This window comes from Mucilaginibacter sp. dw_454, from assembly GCF_018449775.1.
Classification (GTDB): domain Bacteria; phylum Bacteroidota; class Bacteroidia; order Sphingobacteriales; family Sphingobacteriaceae; genus Mucilaginibacter.
This window is the reverse complement of record NZ_JAAVVB010000002.1, coordinates 528,394-545,091: the sequence shown is the minus strand read 5'-3', so window position 1 is coordinate 545,091 and position 16,698 is coordinate 528,394. Positions and strand designations below refer to the sequence as shown.

General features: G+C 44.1%; 15 protein-coding genes. 7 read left to right on the top strand and 8 right to left on the bottom strand.

What is annotated here, in order from left to right; genetic code table 11:
* Positions 1–189 precede the first annotated feature (189 nt).
* Positions 190–2,754, bottom strand: coding sequence for a PAS domain S-box protein (locus HB679_RS09600; RefSeq protein ID WP_214071744.1), 2,565 nt, complete (start codon positions 2,752–2,754; stop codon positions 190–192).
* Positions 2,755–2,911: 157 nt separating this feature from the next.
* Here HB679_RS09600 and HB679_RS09595 point away from each other — a divergent pair, with 157 nt between their 5' ends.
* The 6 genes from HB679_RS09595 (at position 2,912) to HB679_RS09570 (ending at position 6,938) form a co-directional block, all read left to right on the top strand.
* Entirely contained in the window at positions 2,912–3,148 is a 237-nt protein-coding gene (locus tag HB679_RS09595) for a hypothetical protein (RefSeq protein ID WP_214071743.1), read from the top strand.
* A gap of 31 nt (positions 3,149–3,179) precedes the next feature.
* Positions 3,180–3,794, top strand: coding sequence for a DUF2238 domain-containing protein (locus tag HB679_RS09590; protein ID WP_214071742.1), 615 nt, complete (start codon positions 3,180–3,182; stop codon positions 3,792–3,794).
* A 75-nt stretch (positions 3,795–3,869) separates the two neighbouring features.
* Positions 3,870–4,394, top strand: a complete 525-nt coding sequence (locus tag HB679_RS09585; protein ID WP_214071741.1) for a hypothetical protein — start codon at positions 3,870–3,872, stop codon at positions 4,392–4,394.
* Positions 4,395–4,494: 100 nt separating this feature from the next.
* Positions 4,495–4,962: a VOC family protein gene (locus HB679_RS09580; protein WP_214071740.1), complete on the top strand. Its 468-nt coding sequence runs from the start codon at positions 4,495–4,497 to the stop codon at positions 4,960–4,962.
* An 18-nt stretch (positions 4,963–4,980) separates the two neighbouring features.
* The gene (locus HB679_RS09575) at positions 4,981–5,205 is read left to right on the top strand and encodes a hypothetical protein (protein WP_214071739.1); all 225 of its coding nucleotides are present in this window, start codon (positions 4,981–4,983) and stop codon (positions 5,203–5,205) included.
* A gap of 101 nt (positions 5,206–5,306) precedes the next feature.
* Positions 5,307–6,938, top strand: coding sequence for a glycosyltransferase family 39 protein (locus HB679_RS09570; RefSeq protein WP_214071738.1), 1,632 nt, complete (start codon positions 5,307–5,309; stop codon positions 6,936–6,938).
* A gap of 104 nt (positions 6,939–7,042) precedes the next feature.
* Here HB679_RS09570 and HB679_RS09565 read toward each other — a convergent pair whose 3' ends face one another.
* From HB679_RS09565 to HB679_RS09545, 5 genes are all read right to left on the bottom strand, one after another.
* Positions 7,043–7,801 (bottom strand): ABC transporter permease, encoded by a 759-nt coding sequence (locus HB679_RS09565; protein ID WP_214071737.1) that lies wholly within the window; start codon positions 7,799–7,801, stop codon positions 7,043–7,045.
* A gap of 12 nt (positions 7,802–7,813) precedes the next feature.
* Positions 7,814–8,596 (bottom strand): ABC transporter ATP-binding protein, encoded by a 783-nt coding sequence (locus HB679_RS09560; RefSeq protein WP_214071736.1) that lies wholly within the window; start codon positions 8,594–8,596, stop codon positions 7,814–7,816.
* A 295-nt stretch (positions 8,597–8,891) separates the two neighbouring features.
* A complete protein-coding gene (locus HB679_RS09555; protein WP_214071735.1) occupies positions 8,892–11,642 on the bottom strand; it encodes a glycoside hydrolase family 2 TIM barrel-domain containing protein in 2,751 nt (916 codons plus the stop codon).
* A 199-nt stretch (positions 11,643–11,841) separates the two neighbouring features.
* On the bottom strand, positions 11,842–12,477 hold the full coding sequence (locus tag HB679_RS09550) for an START domain-containing protein (protein WP_214071734.1): 636 nt from the start codon (positions 12,475–12,477) through the stop codon (positions 11,842–11,844).
* Positions 12,478–12,521: 44 nt separating this feature from the next.
* Entirely contained in the window at positions 12,522–13,571 is a 1,050-nt protein-coding gene (locus tag HB679_RS09545; protein WP_214071733.1) for an acyltransferase family protein, read from the bottom strand.
* A gap of 257 nt (positions 13,572–13,828) precedes the next feature.
* Between HB679_RS09545 and HB679_RS09540 the strand changes: the two genes are divergently transcribed.
* Positions 13,829–14,851: a glycosyltransferase family protein gene (locus HB679_RS09540; protein ID WP_214071732.1), complete on the top strand. Its 1,023-nt coding sequence runs from the start codon at positions 13,829–13,831 to the stop codon at positions 14,849–14,851.
* A 5-nt stretch (positions 14,852–14,856) separates the two neighbouring features.
* Here HB679_RS09540 and HB679_RS09535 read toward each other — a convergent pair whose 3' ends face one another.
* Together HB679_RS09535 and HB679_RS09530 are read right to left on the bottom strand one after the other, a co-directional pair.
* A complete protein-coding gene (locus tag HB679_RS09535) occupies positions 14,857–15,162 on the bottom strand; it encodes an L-rhamnose mutarotase (RefSeq protein WP_214071731.1) in 306 nt (101 codons plus the stop codon).
* A 2-nt stretch (positions 15,163–15,164) separates the two neighbouring features.
* Complete coding sequence (locus HB679_RS09530) at positions 15,165–16,631, bottom strand: glycosyl hydrolase family 39 (RefSeq protein ID WP_214071730.1); 1,467 nt, start codon at positions 16,629–16,631, stop codon at positions 15,165–15,167.
* Between the last annotated feature and the right edge of the window lie 67 nt (positions 16,632–16,698).

The following is a 16,698-nucleotide window of genomic DNA, read 5'->3' as shown; positions in this document are numbered from 1 at the left end:
ACAACACAGACTTCCAGCCAATGTAATTAAAATAAAAAAATATGTCATTTCGACCTAGGAACAAGGGAGAATTGCTCTCTTGAGCGTAGCGAAAAAATCTATACACACGCAATTAAACAAACCGTCCGATGCAAATGTATAGATCTCTCACTATCGTTCGAGATGACAGAGTTCTTTAACTTAACGAGTTTACCCTACCGGCAATTCAAATGTAAAGGTTGAGCCTTTACCCAGCTCGCTATCTACCCACATTTTACCTTTATGGCGCTCAATAATTTCATGGCTGATGTATAAGCCTATACCCAGACCGGACATATGCGCGGCGAGGTTTTCTACCCTGTAAAACCTGGAGAAAATACGATCGTGTTGATCCTTATCTATGCCGATACCAAAATCGCGCACAGACACCTTAACCTTCTCGCCTATCAGCTCGGCATTGATAATGACTTTGCCTGCACCCGGCGAATATTTAATAGCATTGGTAATGAGGTTGATTAACACCTGCTCAATACGCTGCTGATCTGCATTGATATGAATAGACTTTTTATTGTAATGAAGTTCTATTTGATGGGTGATATGACTTTGCTGCATCATATCAGACACCTCTGTAAGTATAGTTGACAGATCAAATTTGGCATAAGACAGCGGAAGTTTTCCTGTTTGTATTTTAGAAACATCCAGCAAATCGGATATCAATGAGGTAAGCTTACCTACCTGCGCAAGTGCTTTTTTGATAAAATTCTTATTGCGGTCATCGGCAGGCATACTGCGTTCTATGATCTGCAAATACCCGTTAATGCCGGTAAGCGGGGTTTTTAACTCATGGCTGGCTAAACCAATAAACTCGTCTTTTTTAGCATTTAAAACTTTGATCTCGCCATACAGTTTGGCATTATCTAACGCCACGGCAGCCTGTGCAGCTACCCCTGCTGCTAACTGTTCATGCTCTTTTTTAAACATAGCGGCTTTGGGATGACCAAAAAATAACCCGCCTATTACCTCGCCGTTTTTAGAGCGTACCGGCACTGCAAGGTAACTCACAACAGGTAAGTGGCCGTCGGGCATACCTTTATGTGGTTTGTTTTTTCCGTATCGAGGGTCTTTAGTAATATCATCCACCCGCACAATTGCATCTCCACTAAATGTAGGCGCAAACACTTTGGTGTTTCGTGGCATACCAAATTTTTCAAAAGCTTCACGAGGGGCACCGGATAGCGTATACAACGTATATGACTCGCCTTTGTCGTTAACCAGGTTATGGAAAAAAGCGCCGAATGCTGCACCGGTTAATTGCGTAGTAGCATCGGTTACTTTTTGGAGGATGCCTTGTGTGTCCAGATCGGCAGAGATAGTTTGGCCAATAGTGTTTAAAATCTCCATGTGCTCGGCATAGCTTTGTAAACGTTCTTCAGCTTCTTTTTGCCGGCTAATATCTCTCGCTATTTTTGATGCACCTATTACATCCCCTTTTTCATTACGTATCGGTGATACAGTTAGCGATAACGGTACCTCGTTGCCCGCTTTAGCCCGGCGCATGGTTTCAAAATGCTCCACGCGTTCGCTGTTACGCACTTTGCTGATGATCTGCGTCTCCTCGGCCAGGCGGTCATCAGGAATGATGATCGATATATGTTTACCTACAGCCTCATGTTCGCGAAAGCCAAACATTCTTTCTGCAGAGTTATTCCAACTGGTGATTATGCCATCCAACGTTTTGCTCACAATCGCATCTTCCGAAGATTCAATAATCGCGGCCAGCATGGCTTGTTTATCCTCATCACGTTTACGATTGGTGATATCCATCAGCACACCCGAGTATACGGTTATGTTATCCTCTTCATCAAAAAACAAACGCCCGGTAGCACGTACCCAGTTACGCTCGCCTGTTTGGATATTTTTTATAGGATATTCTATGTCGCTGTCTTTACGTTGCAACATGGCATGGCTCAAAATAGTGGCCAAAGCCTCCTGGTATGCCGGGTCTATCGTTTCTAAAATTTGCGCCACACTAATCGCGCCTTCTGAGGGGAAACCAAATAGCTCTCTGATGTATTCAGACATGGTAACCTCGTAGCTCACCGGGTCGATACTCCAGGTACCCATATTGCCTGTTTCAATAGCCTGCTGCAGTTTGGCGTTTGCCGATGTTAATTGCTTCAGCAACTCTTCTTGTTGTTTTTGAGTTGCGGCTAACTTTTCGTTGGCCAGGGCAAGGTCCTTATTATAAATTTGTTGCAGGCGCACTATTTTTTGCTCCCTGACAAGCTCACTTTCAGATTTGTTTTGCTTTTCAGCAGTATCAAGATGAAAGGCAATCAGCTCGGCAAATAAAGTAAACATGCCAATAACCCGCGGATTGTTCAGCATTTTAGGTTCAGGGTCTATGGCGCATAAAGTACCAAAAAACTCATTGCCTCTCCTAAAAATCGGTATCGATATATAGCTTTTAAGACCATACATAGCCGGTGTGTGATGGTCTTTATAATCTTTATCCAAAGCAACGTCATCAATCACCACCATTTGATGACTTTGGCGTATTTCGTCACAAATAGTAGTGGTTAATGGTAGCTCATCGCCCGGCTTAAGGCCAAAGTTTATCAGGTCCTTCGTGGCGCAGGTAACCCATTTTGTATCAGTTACCCGGGCAACAGCAGCAAAACGCATTCCTGTGGTTTCACAAATCACATCTAACAGTGTATTTATTAGTGGGATTTGAGAAACTGCCGCAATATCGGCCTGGATATCGTCTGTCATAATGTGGGGTCACGGCGTAAGCTTTCTGTTTTGCTTAACACAATTTAATACTCTTCGCGAAAAGAAGAAAATTTTTAGTCTCTCTTGCTTTAGTAACAGTAATTGTACAACAATAATAGCGCTTTATGGTTTGTTAATTAGAAACTATTTCTTGACCATGGAAAAATTTGAAATTTCGGTAGTTGTAGATCATGAAAATCAGCATTTCGAGGTCCGCGATTATATGCATCATGAAGATGATAAATGCAAGTATGAGGTTTTTAAAGACGGGCAATTTATTGGCAGCTTTGAACCCGATCATCATAAGATATTGCATGTTTGCCAAAACCCGGGTGTTGTTTCAGAAAATGTGCTTAACCTTATTGCTGAGCAGTTGGAAGGGTATCATATTTAGTTGATTTGAAATTTTACGTTACATTTAGGATATGAAAAAATATTATATCCTGATTTTCTTGTTCATAGCCGGATTGGCGATATCTGCTATTAAACCTCACGATTATTTTACCTGGATACTGGAAGTATTTCCTGCAATACTTGGTCTGTTTGCCTTGATCTTCACTTTCAAAAACTTCAAATTCAGCACACTTACTTATGTAATGATATTGCTTCATTGCTATATTTTGTTTATTGGCGGACATTATACCTATGCACAGGTACCTCTATTTAACTGGGTTAAGGATGTTTTTCATCAGTCGCGTAATAACTATGACAAACTGGGGCATTTTGTACAGGGCTTTGTACCGGCAATGATAGCCCGCGAAGTGTTTATCCGCCGAAACGTCATCGCCAAAAAAAACTGGTTACCGGTGTTAACGGTAACGGTGTGTATGGCTATAAGTATGTTATATGAGTTTTTAGAATGGTTTGTTTCTATAACCTCCGGCCAATCCGGCGACTCGTTTTTAGGCACGCAGGGCGATATATGGGATACACAATCAGATATGCTGTTTGCTACCATTGGAGCCATTTGCATGGTTACCTTTTTTGCTAAAATACAAGACAGGATCATCAAAAAAATTATCCAACCTAAAAGCCACTGATAATCAATTATTTATTTTGATTTAAGGCAAATTTTGTTTAACATTAATCATCCTTTAACGCTAAACATCACAATTATGCCTAACCACCTTTCATTATTAGGAATTATCCATACTGCAATTAGTGTACTTGCCTTGTTTGCCGCCGCTTATAGTTTATTTGCCGATGGGGAAATAATACCAACGAACAGCCGCGGGCGGTTATATATTTTGCTGACCGTTATAACCTGCTTAACCTCTTTGCCTATTATGAAAACCGGGCATTTTACTGGCGCGCATAGCGTTGCAGTTGTAATTTTGGTATTACTGATATTTGGCACTTACGTTAAAGCAATGCGCATATTTGGAAAGTTTGCAGACTATTTGCAGGCTATCGTTATGTCGGCGTCCTTATTTCTTTCCTGCATCCCCGCGGTTGTAGAAACATTAACCCGGTTACCCATATCGCACCCCATAGCAAGCGGGCCAAATGATCTGCCGATACAAAAAGGGCTAGGTATATTGACACTTTGTTTCTTCGCCGGTATAATTTACCAGATCATCAAAATCAAAGCATCAAAAAAATCTGTAATTGTGCCCGGGGGCGAGGCAAGGCCTAATTAGCGGTTAGCTGTTGTCTTTAATCAACCCCGTAAATGTCCCGTCTGCACCCTATTTATAATTCGGGTAGGGGTTAACTTTGATTTAAACAAAACAAAAGATTATGAGCAAGATCACCCCATTTTTATGGTTCGATGACAATTTGGACGAAGCCATTAAATTTTATTCTTCAGTTTTCAAAAACCATCGTCTATTATATGAAGTTCAATATGGCGACGCCGGGCCGGGGCCAAAAGGCACCATCATGACCGCCACTTTCGAGCTGGAAGGTCAGAAATTTATGGCCCTTAACGGTGGCCCGATGTTTAAATTTACAGAGGCTATCTCCATGTTCATCACCTGCGACAAACAGGAAGAAATAGATTATTACTGGGAGCGCCTGTCAGAAGGTGGGCAGAAAAGCCAATGCGGATGGCTAAAAGATAAGTTTGGCCTGTCATGGCAGGTGGTGCCTTATAACCTGGGCGAATTGCTGGCCGGCACCGACCGGCAGAAAGCTAATAAAGTGATGCAGGCCATGTTGAAAATGAGCAAACTGGATATGTCTGCATTAGAAGAAGCCGGTAAATAATTTTATATCTTTACCGGTATGGAAACGCCGGTAAAGATGCAATTGAGACAACTTTGGTTGCAGGTATTTATAAATGCTTGTATGACATTGTATGCACTAAGTATGCTATTAAATGCTTTTTATACGCACGTCGCCTGGCGGATATTGATATCAGCTACCGCATCGGTTTTCTTCCCTTATGTGTTGGTTAACACTATCTTGAAAATCACAAAGCTTCGTCGTGCGGAGCGTGAGGAATTGTAATACGCAAGCCCCTCGCCTTTCTTACGTGGCAACCAAATGCTGATAACTGATATTTTTTTTGGAGATTTGCGACACTGTAAATAAAACCCGCGTTCTCATCCATGAAAAAAATAACCGAACAAAACGCTGCCAAATATACCCTGATATTAATCATCCTGACATTTATTGCCAGGTTGTGGATTGCAGCGTATACCGGTTTAGGTAACGGCGAGTCGTATTATTTTCGTGGCGCTATTCATTTAGACTGGAGTTATTTTGATCAGCCACCTTTGTTCTTTTGGTTAGGCGGCGCAAGTATCCGTCTTTTTGGTTTAACCAATTTTGGCCTGCGTTTCCCGGATGTGCTGATGTTTGCAGGAACAAGCTGGCTGTTATTTATATTGGCCCGTAAGTTATTTACCGCTGCCGCGGGATTTTGGGCAGTAGTTGTGATGAACCTGAGCGCCCTGTTTACCGTGGGCGTAGCTTGCTGGTATCAGCCAGATGCCCCATTGATGTTTTTTTGGCTGCTAAGCACCTGGTACATTGTAAAAGTACTGGGTATTGGCGAAGCTAAACCCCTCGACCCCAAAACCGACAGAGCCAAAGTTTACCAATTATGGGTCATCATTGGTATCTGCATGGGCTTGGCTACTTTAAGTAAATACCACGTACTGTTTTTATTTGCGGCGGTGTTTATATTTATCCTCACCAACAAAAAACAACGCCATTGGCTGGCACACCCGGGGCCTTACCTGGCTATTGTCATCACCATTATTATGGCTACGCCGGTAATTTGGTGGAACTATAAAAACAACTGGGTATCGTTTGTGTGGCAAGGTTCAAGAGCCGGCACCAGGGATCAGCCTTTTCAACTACATATCGATTGGTTTTTGCGCAGCATTGCAGGGCAAGCAGTGTGGTTGCTGCCCTGGATATGGTTTCCTACTATTCGCCAAATGTTTATCGCCTATAAAAAACGCGTGCAGGCAGAGTATGGATTTAACTTCTGGATGTCGGTTTTACCAATCGTGTTCTTTACGGTACTAACACTTTGGGCCGATCTGCAATATCACTTCCACTGGCAGGCTCCTGGCTATATGATGCTTTTTATTCCGCTTGGATTTGCTATAGATAAGGCCTTGAACGGATTGGACGAGCGTCGCAAACGCCTAACCCGTCGCTGGTTAAATTTCTCTATATGCTTTACGGTGATAACCATTGCGGTACTCGGCCTGCACGTGGTTACCGGTTTTTGGCAAAGCTACGGGCCTAAATGGGTAGCCAGCCTGGGTGGCGGCAAAATAGACCCAACCATACAAGGCGTAGACTACGACGACGCCATGACCCGCTTTGAAAAAGAGGGCTGGATCAAAAACAATAACGTATTTGCAGGCAGCACCCGCTGGTGGCTGGCCGGCAAAGTAGACTGGGCACTGAAAGGTAAAAAAGAAATTATCTGTTTTAACCGCGACCCGCGAAACCTGGCTTTCCTGGTTGATCCGAAGACTTTATTGGGTAAAGACTGCGTAATGATTGGCGAAGCACATGCTTACGACGAAACTATTTACAAAGACGCTACACCGTTCTTTGACAGCATTACCAAACTACAGGATATCCCCATTATTCGCGGTGGCGTGGTTGAGGAGCATTTGCAGGTTTATTATTGTAAGAATTTCCACCAGTCGGCTACGCCATTGCCTGATTACCCGTTGTACAGGCAATTGAATGGTTTGGTGCCGTTTGGTAAATAATAAAACAAATTTGTCATTGCGAGGAGGAACGACGAAGCAATCGCACGCGTTATCCGCCTTTCTCCTTGCGATTGCCACGCTGCGCTCGCAATGACAGTTTTAAATCACTTCGGGCTCCACCTAAATTTGTTAATCCCTATACCCGCAAACACTACAATGTAACCCAGCGACAATAACAATGCGGTTGTAGCATCTTTATTCCACGTCGCAGGATTCATGCTGGCGGCTATCATTAATTTAACCGAGCCATAAGGTGTCCAATGGATACCCTCTTTTACATAATTGCCAAGCAGGCCAAGTTCGCCAAACATACCTATCATGATAAACAGGAAGTAAACCAGGCGCACAGTAGCATTTACCGTTTCGGGGTTTTTTACCAGGCCCACAATGAGCTGGCCCATGCTTAGGTATACTGCACCGCCCAGAAAGGATACAAAAAAGGCTGCCACATAACCCGATCCGGTCAGCGTTACTTTATCTACCTGATATCCTACGATAAAAATAGCCAGGTTCAAAATGGAGATCATTGCCAGCTGAATAGCGATACGGCTAACCATAATTGCCCAGCTAGGCAACGGCGCTACACGCAGGCGTTGAAAGATCCCTTTATCACGGTCGCGCGCTATGGCAAGCGAATAACCCATCAAGCCGATGGACATCAGACCTATGCCGATAGCGGTAGACAAGGCATAAGCGCCTCCTAATTTTTGAGCGATATCTTTCCATGATATCAAAATCATGATGGGTACTACCAGTGTGATAATCACCGAGCGTCGATTACTAACCATGGTTGCAATATCCGCACGAAACAATGCGGCTAGTGCTGTAGAAGTTTTTGGTATGCTGACGTTATTATTTTCCATGTCTCTTTTTAATTAATCTCTTACGGCTTTGCCGGTAAGACCGATAAATACATCTTCTAAAGTTATTTTTCCGCGTCGCGACACGGCAACTACTTCCGGGTCATCGCGGTGTTTATCTATCATTCCCTGCGGGGTATCAATAGCAATCACACGGCCGTGATCAATAATGGCAATGCGGTCGCACACGGCTTCTGCTTCCTCCATAGAGTGGGTGGTTAGCAATACGGCGTGTCCGCGTGCTTTAATAGCTTCTATACGCTCCCACAATTGGCGGCGCGATTGCGGGTCGAGACCGGTAGTCGGCTCGTCCAATAAAACTAATCTTGGATTGTGGATCGTAGCAATCACCAACGACAAACGCTGTTGCTGCCCGCCCGATAACTGGCTGAATTTCTTCTGGCCGGCATCTTCCAGGTTGATCTCTTTCAATACCGTTTTAACGCCATCTACACTAAGTGGTACGCCATAAATGCCGGAGAATAGTTGTAAGATCTGGGTAACGTTCAACTCGGCCTGAAAACTGGTTGACTGCAACTGTACCCCCATCGAGGCTTTAGCCTGCAAAGGTTGCTGCAGTACATCAAATCCGTTTAATACAATGCTGCCGGTTTTAAATTTCACCAGGCCTTCTATAGCGCTTAGCGTACTGGTTTTACCGGCACCGTTTGGGCCAAGCAAACCAAAAATTTCTCCTTGTAATACGTCAAAGCCCACGTTTTTTACGGCCTCGACAGCGCCATAATTAACGGCAAGCCCTTCAACTTTTAAAATATACTTATCCTGCTCAAAAGCCATTTTGTTAGTTTTTTTATTTAGAGTGCGATGTTGCAATATAATTACAAAAACGATAGCAAAAAATGGGTGGGTGATGTATTCTAAGTTTGTCATCTCGAACGTAGTGAGAGATCTATACACACGATAAGCGCCAATACTCAGCGTGTGTATAGATTTCTCCCGTTGGTCGAAATGACAATATGGGTAAGGCTATTACCCCGAGCCTGTCGAAGAGTGCGCGATGGCCTGCAGCGCGTTCATTAGCCCTTGCCCTCATGCTTCGAGTGCCTCAGCATGACAGCCCTTTTGGTATCCCCTAAAACTCAAACCAAAGCGTATTGCTTACCGGTTGCCCGTCAGCATGCGTTTTCTGGCTTTGCGGGCCCATTTGTTTGGCCGCCTGAAACTTGGTGCCTATCGGGCTTATAGCATTCAGGAAACCAATCTGGCCATCCGGGAATGGCGGCTCCACGTTGTTATTCTTCAGCGCGTCCATTTCGCGGGCGGGGCGATACATCTGTAAGTAAATGTTCTTATTATCAGTATAAACCGTAAATGGCGACTCCTTATTTTCAATCACAGCCCAGTTAACCTCGCTGTGATAGCCTTTAAACTCCGGGTATCCCCAGTTCTCGCCGGTAATGGTGTTGTTGTAGTCTTTGTGCCAAACGCCAAACTGCTGGCCCGGTATACGGTTTTTCCAGGTACGATATGGGCCGCGACCCAGCCATTTCATACCCGTAACTTTCTCTTCGGGATAGTTAAAGGTGATACCCATATAATCAAAATCGCCGGTTTGGGTGTAGGTATAATCGAGCCTAACGGGCTTACCTTTTTCAAACGACCATTGCACACGCATCGTAGCGTCGCCAGCATAATTAAACCTGATAAAGCATTTTTTCTGTATACCTGCAAAGCTGGTACTCTTCAATGTCATATTGGCCCCCGCCAGTAACGGCCCGTCTGACAAGGATATCGTAGTGTTACCTTTTACCACTTTTTCAATACAGCCCGTGGTTTTGTTGAAATAGTATTTTTTGCCGTCCGCATTAATAATGATTTGGGTATCCGTTTCAGTTTTAATGATGTTAGCTTTTGACGCAATAACAGGCGCTTTGGGGATACTTGCCGGCGATTTAATGGCCCAGCTCCAGGTACACAGCTCTTCGCCATGCGGGCCGTAAGCCGTCAGATAAAGCGCATCATTTTTGGCCCAGGTGGCAGGCAGATGTAAATTAAGCACACCCTTTTCGCCGGGTGCCAGTTCTAACGGCAATGGTGCGCCGGTTAGTGTTGTGGTTGATTGGGTGGTTTTGGCTTGTGCCGATGGTAGCTTTACCAACTTCCACACAAACTTACATTGGCTCAGTTTGGTAAATACATAGCGGTTCTCTACCGCAATCTTGCCGTCAAAAGTATTATCAATAGGTTGCGGTTTAATATAAACCGGCGACCAGATCTCTTTTATAGTATAAAAGCTGGCTTCCTTTTCGCGGTGCGGGCCTAGGATGCCATCGGGAGCATGATTACCATCGCCATCATAAATATTATTCTTATCGGTACGGATTACAGCCTCATCCAAAAAGGCCCAGATAAAACCGCCTGCCGCATGCGGATATTCCAACATCTTACTCCAAAAATCTTCCAGCGCTGCTCCGGCCCCACCATCGTACAAGCCGTGCATAAATTCTGTCGGCATGAAAACATCTTTACCGCTGGCTACTGTTTTGAGGATATAGTTATAGTCAGGGTAATGATGCGCATCCATATTGTTAAAGTCTGACCATGGGTGCAGCACTACGCGTTTCTGCGGATCGTACAGCGCATAATCGTTATCCAAACCAAAGTTAAATCCGCCCTCGTTACCATTATCCCAAAATACAACCGATGGGTGGTTCACATCGCGCACCACCATTTCTTTTACCAGTTTGCGGCCAACTACCGTATCGTATTTAGATTGCCAGCCGGTCAACTCGTCCAACACATAAATCCCCAACGAATCGCACACTTTCAGAAAGTCCTGATCGGGCGGGTAATGCGACATACGCACCGCGTTGTTATTCATTTCCTTCATCAGCTTCACATCCATCACCTGCACCGCATAACTTAGCGTGCGGCCGGTTTCGGGCCAGAAACTATGACGACAGGTACCTTTCAAGATAGTCTTGGCGCCGTTTACATAAAACCCATCCTGCGGGCGCAGCTCGATAGTACGGAAACCAAATTTTTGCCTGATAGTATGCACTATCCCTTGTTTATTTTTTATGCTGACGATAACCTGGTAAAGGTTTGGATACTCCGAACTCCAAAGGGCTGGTTTATTAAAGTTGTCCTTCAGCTCCATATGCTCTGCGGATGCATCGGCAGCTACAGTCATAGGCTGTCCTACGTTTACACTGTTTAGTGTTTGTACTTGCGCCTGGATAGTTTCGTCGTTGTGTAGATTATTGGCGTAAACATCTAAATGGAAAGAGCCATCAGCTTTAGCATCAATGGCTACCCTATCAATATAAGTATCAGGTACCACCTCCAAATAAACCGGACGATAGATGCCGCCAAAAACCCAGAAATCGCTGCGATTACGTTCGGCTGCATTTACAGAAGCTTCTGCAGACATTTTATCTACCGTAACCTCTAACAGATTTTGTGCATTGAATTTTACCAGATCGGTGATATCATATTTAAACCGGTAAAAACTGCCTTGATGGATCGGACCAGCCTGTTTACCATTAATCATGACTTTGGTATCGGTCATTGATCCTTCAAAAACAATAAAAACGCGTTTGCCGGTCCACGCGCCTACCGAAAACTCGTGCTTATATTGCCCTTCTTCATGCGCCTTATTTCTGTCGCTACCGTAGTTGTATGCGCCAAAGCCCTGCAGTTCCCAGCACGATGGCACGGCTATTTTTGTCCATTTGCCGCTGTTACGGCCTTCGGTACAAAAAAAATCCCACTGTACGGTATGATCTTTATCAGTACCCGATAAGTATTGGGTAATAGTGGTTTGTGCAAAAGAACTAAGCGAAATAAATAAGCCCAGACAGGCTATATAAAACTTCTTCATGGTATAAAAGCAATGGTTTATTTACTGCTAAGCTAACCATATCCACCCGGAATATCCAAGTGTAAACTACGGCATCGATTGCGTAATGAAGATGTTGCTAAAGATTATTTGTCATTGCGCGGAGGAACGACAAAGCAATCGCACGCGTTCGGCTTTTCTCCTTGCGATTGCCGCGCTACGCTCGCAATGACAAAAGTGCCTACCTAAACTGCAACACTGCATTCTTGTATGCCGCCTTCTCCACCTGGCTCTTCAGCATCTTAAAACTCTGCATGGGGCCTGAGGATACAAACAGATTGATGATCCAGGCCGGTGCACCGCCATCCGGCTCGAGCGTGAGGTAATAAGTTACTTTGGTTTTATCTTTCCCATCAGGTGTAAGCACCCATTTACCGTTTGATTTTTTTACGCGGACCAGCTCCTTTTTTTCAGGCACCAGGTCGGCTACTGATGGGGCGTTAACGGTGATCACTTTAGTTGCCGGGTCCTCAACCGCGTAAATATGCGCGGCAAAGTCGCGATCTGTAGTGGGCCAGGGCATGTCAATCTCGGCGTAGTAAGACAGGTCTGTCGGCGATGTTTGTTTAATAATGGTGGCCGATTTCATTTTATAAACCCAATCCGGATAATTTTTGATATCCATTAAAACCGCTGCCAATTGCACGGGCATAGCGTCGAATGTACATTCTACTTTAATGGGCTTAACCTTCATGCCCGATTTATTGTCGACATAAACTTTTATGCCGCTGCTTTCTGTTTTAAAGCTCCACTCTTGCGCAAAGGCCAGCCGGGTAGTCAATATTAAGGTAAAGACGAAGAGTAGTTTTAGTTTCATTTGTTTGTTTTTGTATTCAATGATGTTGGATAACAGGCGACAGTTTACAACCCTGCCAGCCATTTGCCAACCCAGGGCAGTTTACTCAATAGCCATACCAATAATAGCGATATCAGGAAACAAATAATAGCCGTTACAGGAATACCCAGCACGGGCACCCCTAATTTAAAGTTGATGCCGAAAGGATCGTCCAGAAAATAAAGGATTAAGGCGTGGCTCAGGTAAATGCCGTAATTGTACGCGCAGGCGAAGTTTTTGAATTTGAGGAGGATTAGTGGCAACTGCAATTTGGTAAATCGCCCTAACAAAAATACACTCGTGGCCAGCAATACAATAATTGGCCCAAGTGGTTCATACAAAGTAGTGCCCAGTGTAGTGTATTGATATAACAGGTAAGTACCGGCGGTGATAAAAGCCAACAGACTAAAAAACAAAATCCACATCCATACTACCAGCTTCCTGCTGTAGTCAACGTTAAAAGTAAGGTAATGCCCCAGTACCAAATATCCGGCGTAGCCGCTAAAATAATGAATATCAACCTGCGGGTTAAAACGCGACAAGCCAGGTTCTGTAATGAGCATAGCAATGAACCACATTGCCAAAAAATATTCTAATTGCCGTTTAGTCGCGTTACGCACAAAAATGCTGATAACCGGGATCAGGAAATACAATCCGATCAACATATACACATACCACAAATGGTACGATGCGCTGTATTTTAGTTGATGCAGGATGAGTTTAATATCCGTCCAGGTATTACCGGTAAAAACCAATACCTCAATATACCAGGAGTACCACACATAAACCAGGCTCCAGAATATAAACGGGGCCACTACCCTGCTCAATCGCTTTTTGAGGAAGGCGCCCAACTCATATTCGCGGTGCAAGGTTAGCGCGCCGGTTATCATCACAAACACCGGCACCGCAAAGCGCACCATGGCATTGTAAAAATCGGCCGTGAGCCAGGTATTTAGCGGGATGTGACCATATTGCCCCAGCGGAATAGCAGATACGTGCAGCACGATGACAGCCAGCAAGGCAATGAGCCTTAAGCTGTTTATCCAGTCGAGGTTGTGGGGTTTTGCTGCGGGCATGGGTTAACGGTATTACAGGCTAAAGTAAGTTATTTTACCGTTAATACAGGTAAAGTTAATTAGGTACACAACTAACACTAAGTTAATCAACGCTTAACATTCCGGCCTTACTTTTGCAACATTATTCAGATGATGTACTAACCAATCGTTCTTTTTTCATTGAACTAATAAGATCAGTTAATAGTAAAGAGAGCTACGTCAAGCTCTCTTTATTTATTTAAAACCATTTGTAATTAAAACCATTTATAAATAAGCCCATGAAAATTTTATACGCCATACAAGGAACCGGCAACGGACACCTGAGCCGATCAATGGATATTGTGCCGCTGTTAAAAAAAATGGGCGATGTTGATGTATTGGTTAGCGGTACCCAGGGCGACCTGAACCTACCTTTCGAGATTAAGTATAAGATGCATGGCTTTGGTTTTATTTTTGGTAAAGCCGGTGGGGTTGATCTGTGGGCATCGTTCCTGAAATCACGTTTTAGAAAGTTCATTAAAGAGATTAAAAACCTGCCTATAGAAAAATACGACCTGGTGATTAATGATTTTGAGCCGGTATCTGCCTGGGCCTGTTATTTAAAAAACAAGCCTTGTATCGGGCTGAGCCACCAGGCAGCAGTACTGCATGACAAAGCACCAAAACCTGAAGAAACTGACACCATCGGCAGGTTGATTTTGAAAAACTATGCGCCGGTTACGGCGTCGTACGGCTTTCACTTTAAAGCTTTAGATAAAAATATATTTACACCTGTCATTCGCCAACAAGTGCGCGAACAGGAGATCAGCAATAAAGGCCATTACACGGTTTATTTGCCTGCTTATGATGACAAGCGCCTGGTTAAACGCCTGGCCGAGTTTAAGGATATTACCTGGGATGTTTTCTCGAAACATAACCGTAAGGCTTTTACCCAAAAGAACGTCACCATACAACCAATAGAGAATAAGGCTTTTGTTAAAAGCATGGCGCAAAGTGCTGGTGTGCTTTGCGGCGGCGGTTTTGAAACCCCGGCCGAGGCACTTTTCCTGAAAAAGAAATTGATGGTGATACCGATGAAAAACCAGTACGAGCAACAGCTGAACGCAGAGTTACTGCGCGAAATGGGCGTTCCGGTAATTAAAAGCTTAAAACCCAAACACGACGAAAAAATTCTGGACTGGCTGGAAAACGGAAAAGTGATCAAAGTAAACTACCCAGATAATACCCAACAGGTACTTGACTTGTTATTTGAGCAATTTGCCGAAACGAGCTACTATAAGTCTGAATTGGCAACGCATTAATAAATTCACAACTGAAAGACTTGCTCTAACGGGATGGCAACGGGGGAATTGTCCGGGTTAACATCCATCAGATCGGCCATGTAGGCCCACCAACGTTCTAAATTTTCGTCTTTTTGAAAAATGGCGCTTTGTTGGTCGACATTATGTACGGCAAAGAGGATATCGGTTTCCTGGTCATAAAAAATATGATACTCGTGGATGCCACCATCTGCCAGTAACCGGCGAATCTCGGGCCAGATCAGGGCATGCCTGCGCCGGTATTCGTCCTTAGCACCCGGTTTTAGTTTCATTTTAAACGCTACCTGGTTCATATTTACTTTAGCTCGATCAGTTTAACTGCAAAGGGTTTTAGCCCGACGTTATCGCCATCAACGGCAGAGGTTATCGCCGCGTTATCGCCAGAGTCGCCGTCTATTGTGCTTACTTTTGCACCTTTAAATTCGGCAGGTAATTTTAGAGTGATGCTTTTATTTCTTTTGTTGAGGATCAGTACGTTTTTCACACCCTTATCTTCAAAGCTTTGGGCCAGGATGTTGTCACCATCGTTGCCATCAATATCTGTCCTGATTATTTTGCTGCCTGCTTTGATGTTATCCTTGATCAGTTTCAAAACCCAAAAGCGCGCGTTAGGTTTATTGTTGAGGTAATTGATCATGCTCACATCCGGAAACTGCGTAGGGAAACCCACCAGCTGAGATTCGCCGATAATATCGATACCTCTTTTACTCAGCTCGATAAAGAAATACGCATACACACTTGCCGACAGGTTCCAATAAGCTGGTTCAATGGGTTGGTTGCGCATGGCATCGCTTACAAAGGTGCCAAGTTCATCAACATCTGTTTTAGTATTTGGCGATAGTCGCTTACGGATACTTTCTATATAATTAACCGAGTTAATAAAGCTTTCAGCCTTGTCAAAAACAGAATATTCGTAAGCATCAAATTTTTGTCCGCTGTTGGCATTAGCATAGCAATGGTAAGATATCATATCCAGCGGGATACCGGCATTGTGGTGCGCAGGGTCCAAAAAATATTCAAACCATTGCGGGCTTTCATTAGCCAGCGCCATCCCCACAAATTTCACATTTGGCAGCACCGACCTGATAGCCGTAACCATAGCATCATAGATTTTAGTATAATTTTGTGGCGACATCTGGTGTTCAAGGTCGGGCTCATTTAATACCTCCCAATAAGGAATATTGTAATGATAGCCCGATTTATGAAATTTGCCTAACTCATCAGTAAAGCCGCCTTTGGTGTACCAGCTGATTAATCTGGTGTAATAACCGGTCAGCTCCTTCATCGTAGTATCGCGCAATTGCGTTCCGCCGCCATAGCCCCAGCCTACCGCGTTTGCATCATCAGGATATGTAACCCGGTTATCGGTTTTAAACATCCATTGGGGTATGGTGCTAAAGTTTAGTATAACCGAATGCCCTTTGGTGTTCTCCAGGAAATCAATAGTCATGGGGTCGATCAGGCTAAAATCCCATAAAGTTTTATCTGCAGTAGGTGGTTCCAGTTCGGCAACCGCCAGTTTTGGGTATGGAAACCAGGGTACGTACCGCACATAGTCGGCATTCAAATCTCTTAATGCGCTGAACGAAGCATCGTGCATAGCAGCGCCGCGGCGTAACATAGGGTTGCCCACTACCTGCAGTGTAGGTGTTGACTTTGATGTCGATACTACATCACCCCAATTTACGCGTAACGATTGGCTCTTAGCACAGTAAATATTAAGGCATAACATGCCCAGGATGGTAATGGCTACTTTTTTCATGCGGTAAAATTTAAAACCTAATCAGGTTAATTGGTAAATGCAAAGTAGCGCATTAATTATAAGCAAC

What these genes read in the sequence shown, in the direction of transcription:
- HB679_RS09590 (WP_214071742.1), top strand. Translation starts at nt 3,180, where the DNA reads ATGAAAAAATATTATATCCTGATTTTCTTGTTCATAGCCGGATTGGCG.
- HB679_RS09565 (WP_214071737.1), bottom strand. Translation starts at nt 7,801, where the DNA reads ATGGAAAATAATAACGTCAGCATACCAAAAACTTCTACAGCACTAGCC.
- HB679_RS09560 (WP_214071736.1), bottom strand. Translation starts at nt 8,596, where the DNA reads ATGGCTTTTGAGCAGGATAAGTATATTTTAAAAGTTGAAGGGCTTGCC.
- HB679_RS09585 (WP_214071741.1), top strand. Translation starts at nt 3,870, where the DNA reads ATGCCTAACCACCTTTCATTATTAGGAATTATCCATACTGCAATTAGT.
- HB679_RS09570 (WP_214071738.1), top strand. Translation starts at nt 5,307, where the DNA reads ATGAAAAAAATAACCGAACAAAACGCTGCCAAATATACCCTGATATTA.
- HB679_RS09550 (WP_214071734.1), bottom strand. Translation starts at nt 12,477, where the DNA reads ATGAAACTAAAACTACTCTTCGTCTTTACCTTAATATTGACTACCCGG.
- HB679_RS09545 (WP_214071733.1), bottom strand. Translation starts at nt 13,571, where the DNA reads ATGCCCGCAGCAAAACCCCACAACCTCGACTGGATAAACAGCTTAAGG.
- HB679_RS09595 (WP_214071743.1), top strand. Translation starts at nt 2,912, where the DNA reads ATGGAAAAATTTGAAATTTCGGTAGTTGTAGATCATGAAAATCAGCAT.
- HB679_RS09535 (WP_214071731.1), bottom strand. Translation starts at nt 15,162, where the DNA reads ATGAACCAGGTAGCGTTTAAAATGAAACTAAAACCGGGTGCTAAGGAC.
- HB679_RS09575 (WP_214071739.1), top strand. Translation starts at nt 4,981, where the DNA reads ATGGAAACGCCGGTAAAGATGCAATTGAGACAACTTTGGTTGCAGGTA.
- HB679_RS09530 (WP_214071730.1), bottom strand. Translation starts at nt 16,631, where the DNA reads ATGAAAAAAGTAGCCATTACCATCCTGGGCATGTTATGCCTTAATATT.
- HB679_RS09555 (WP_214071735.1), bottom strand. Translation starts at nt 11,642, where the DNA reads ATGAAGAAGTTTTATATAGCCTGTCTGGGCTTATTTATTTCGCTTAGT.
- HB679_RS09600 (WP_214071744.1), bottom strand. Translation starts at nt 2,754, where the DNA reads ATGACAGACGATATCCAGGCCGATATTGCGGCAGTTTCTCAAATCCCA.
- HB679_RS09580 (WP_214071740.1), top strand. Translation starts at nt 4,495, where the DNA reads ATGAGCAAGATCACCCCATTTTTATGGTTCGATGACAATTTGGACGAA.
- HB679_RS09540 (WP_214071732.1), top strand. Translation starts at nt 13,829, where the DNA reads ATGAAAATTTTATACGCCATACAAGGAACCGGCAACGGACACCTGAGC.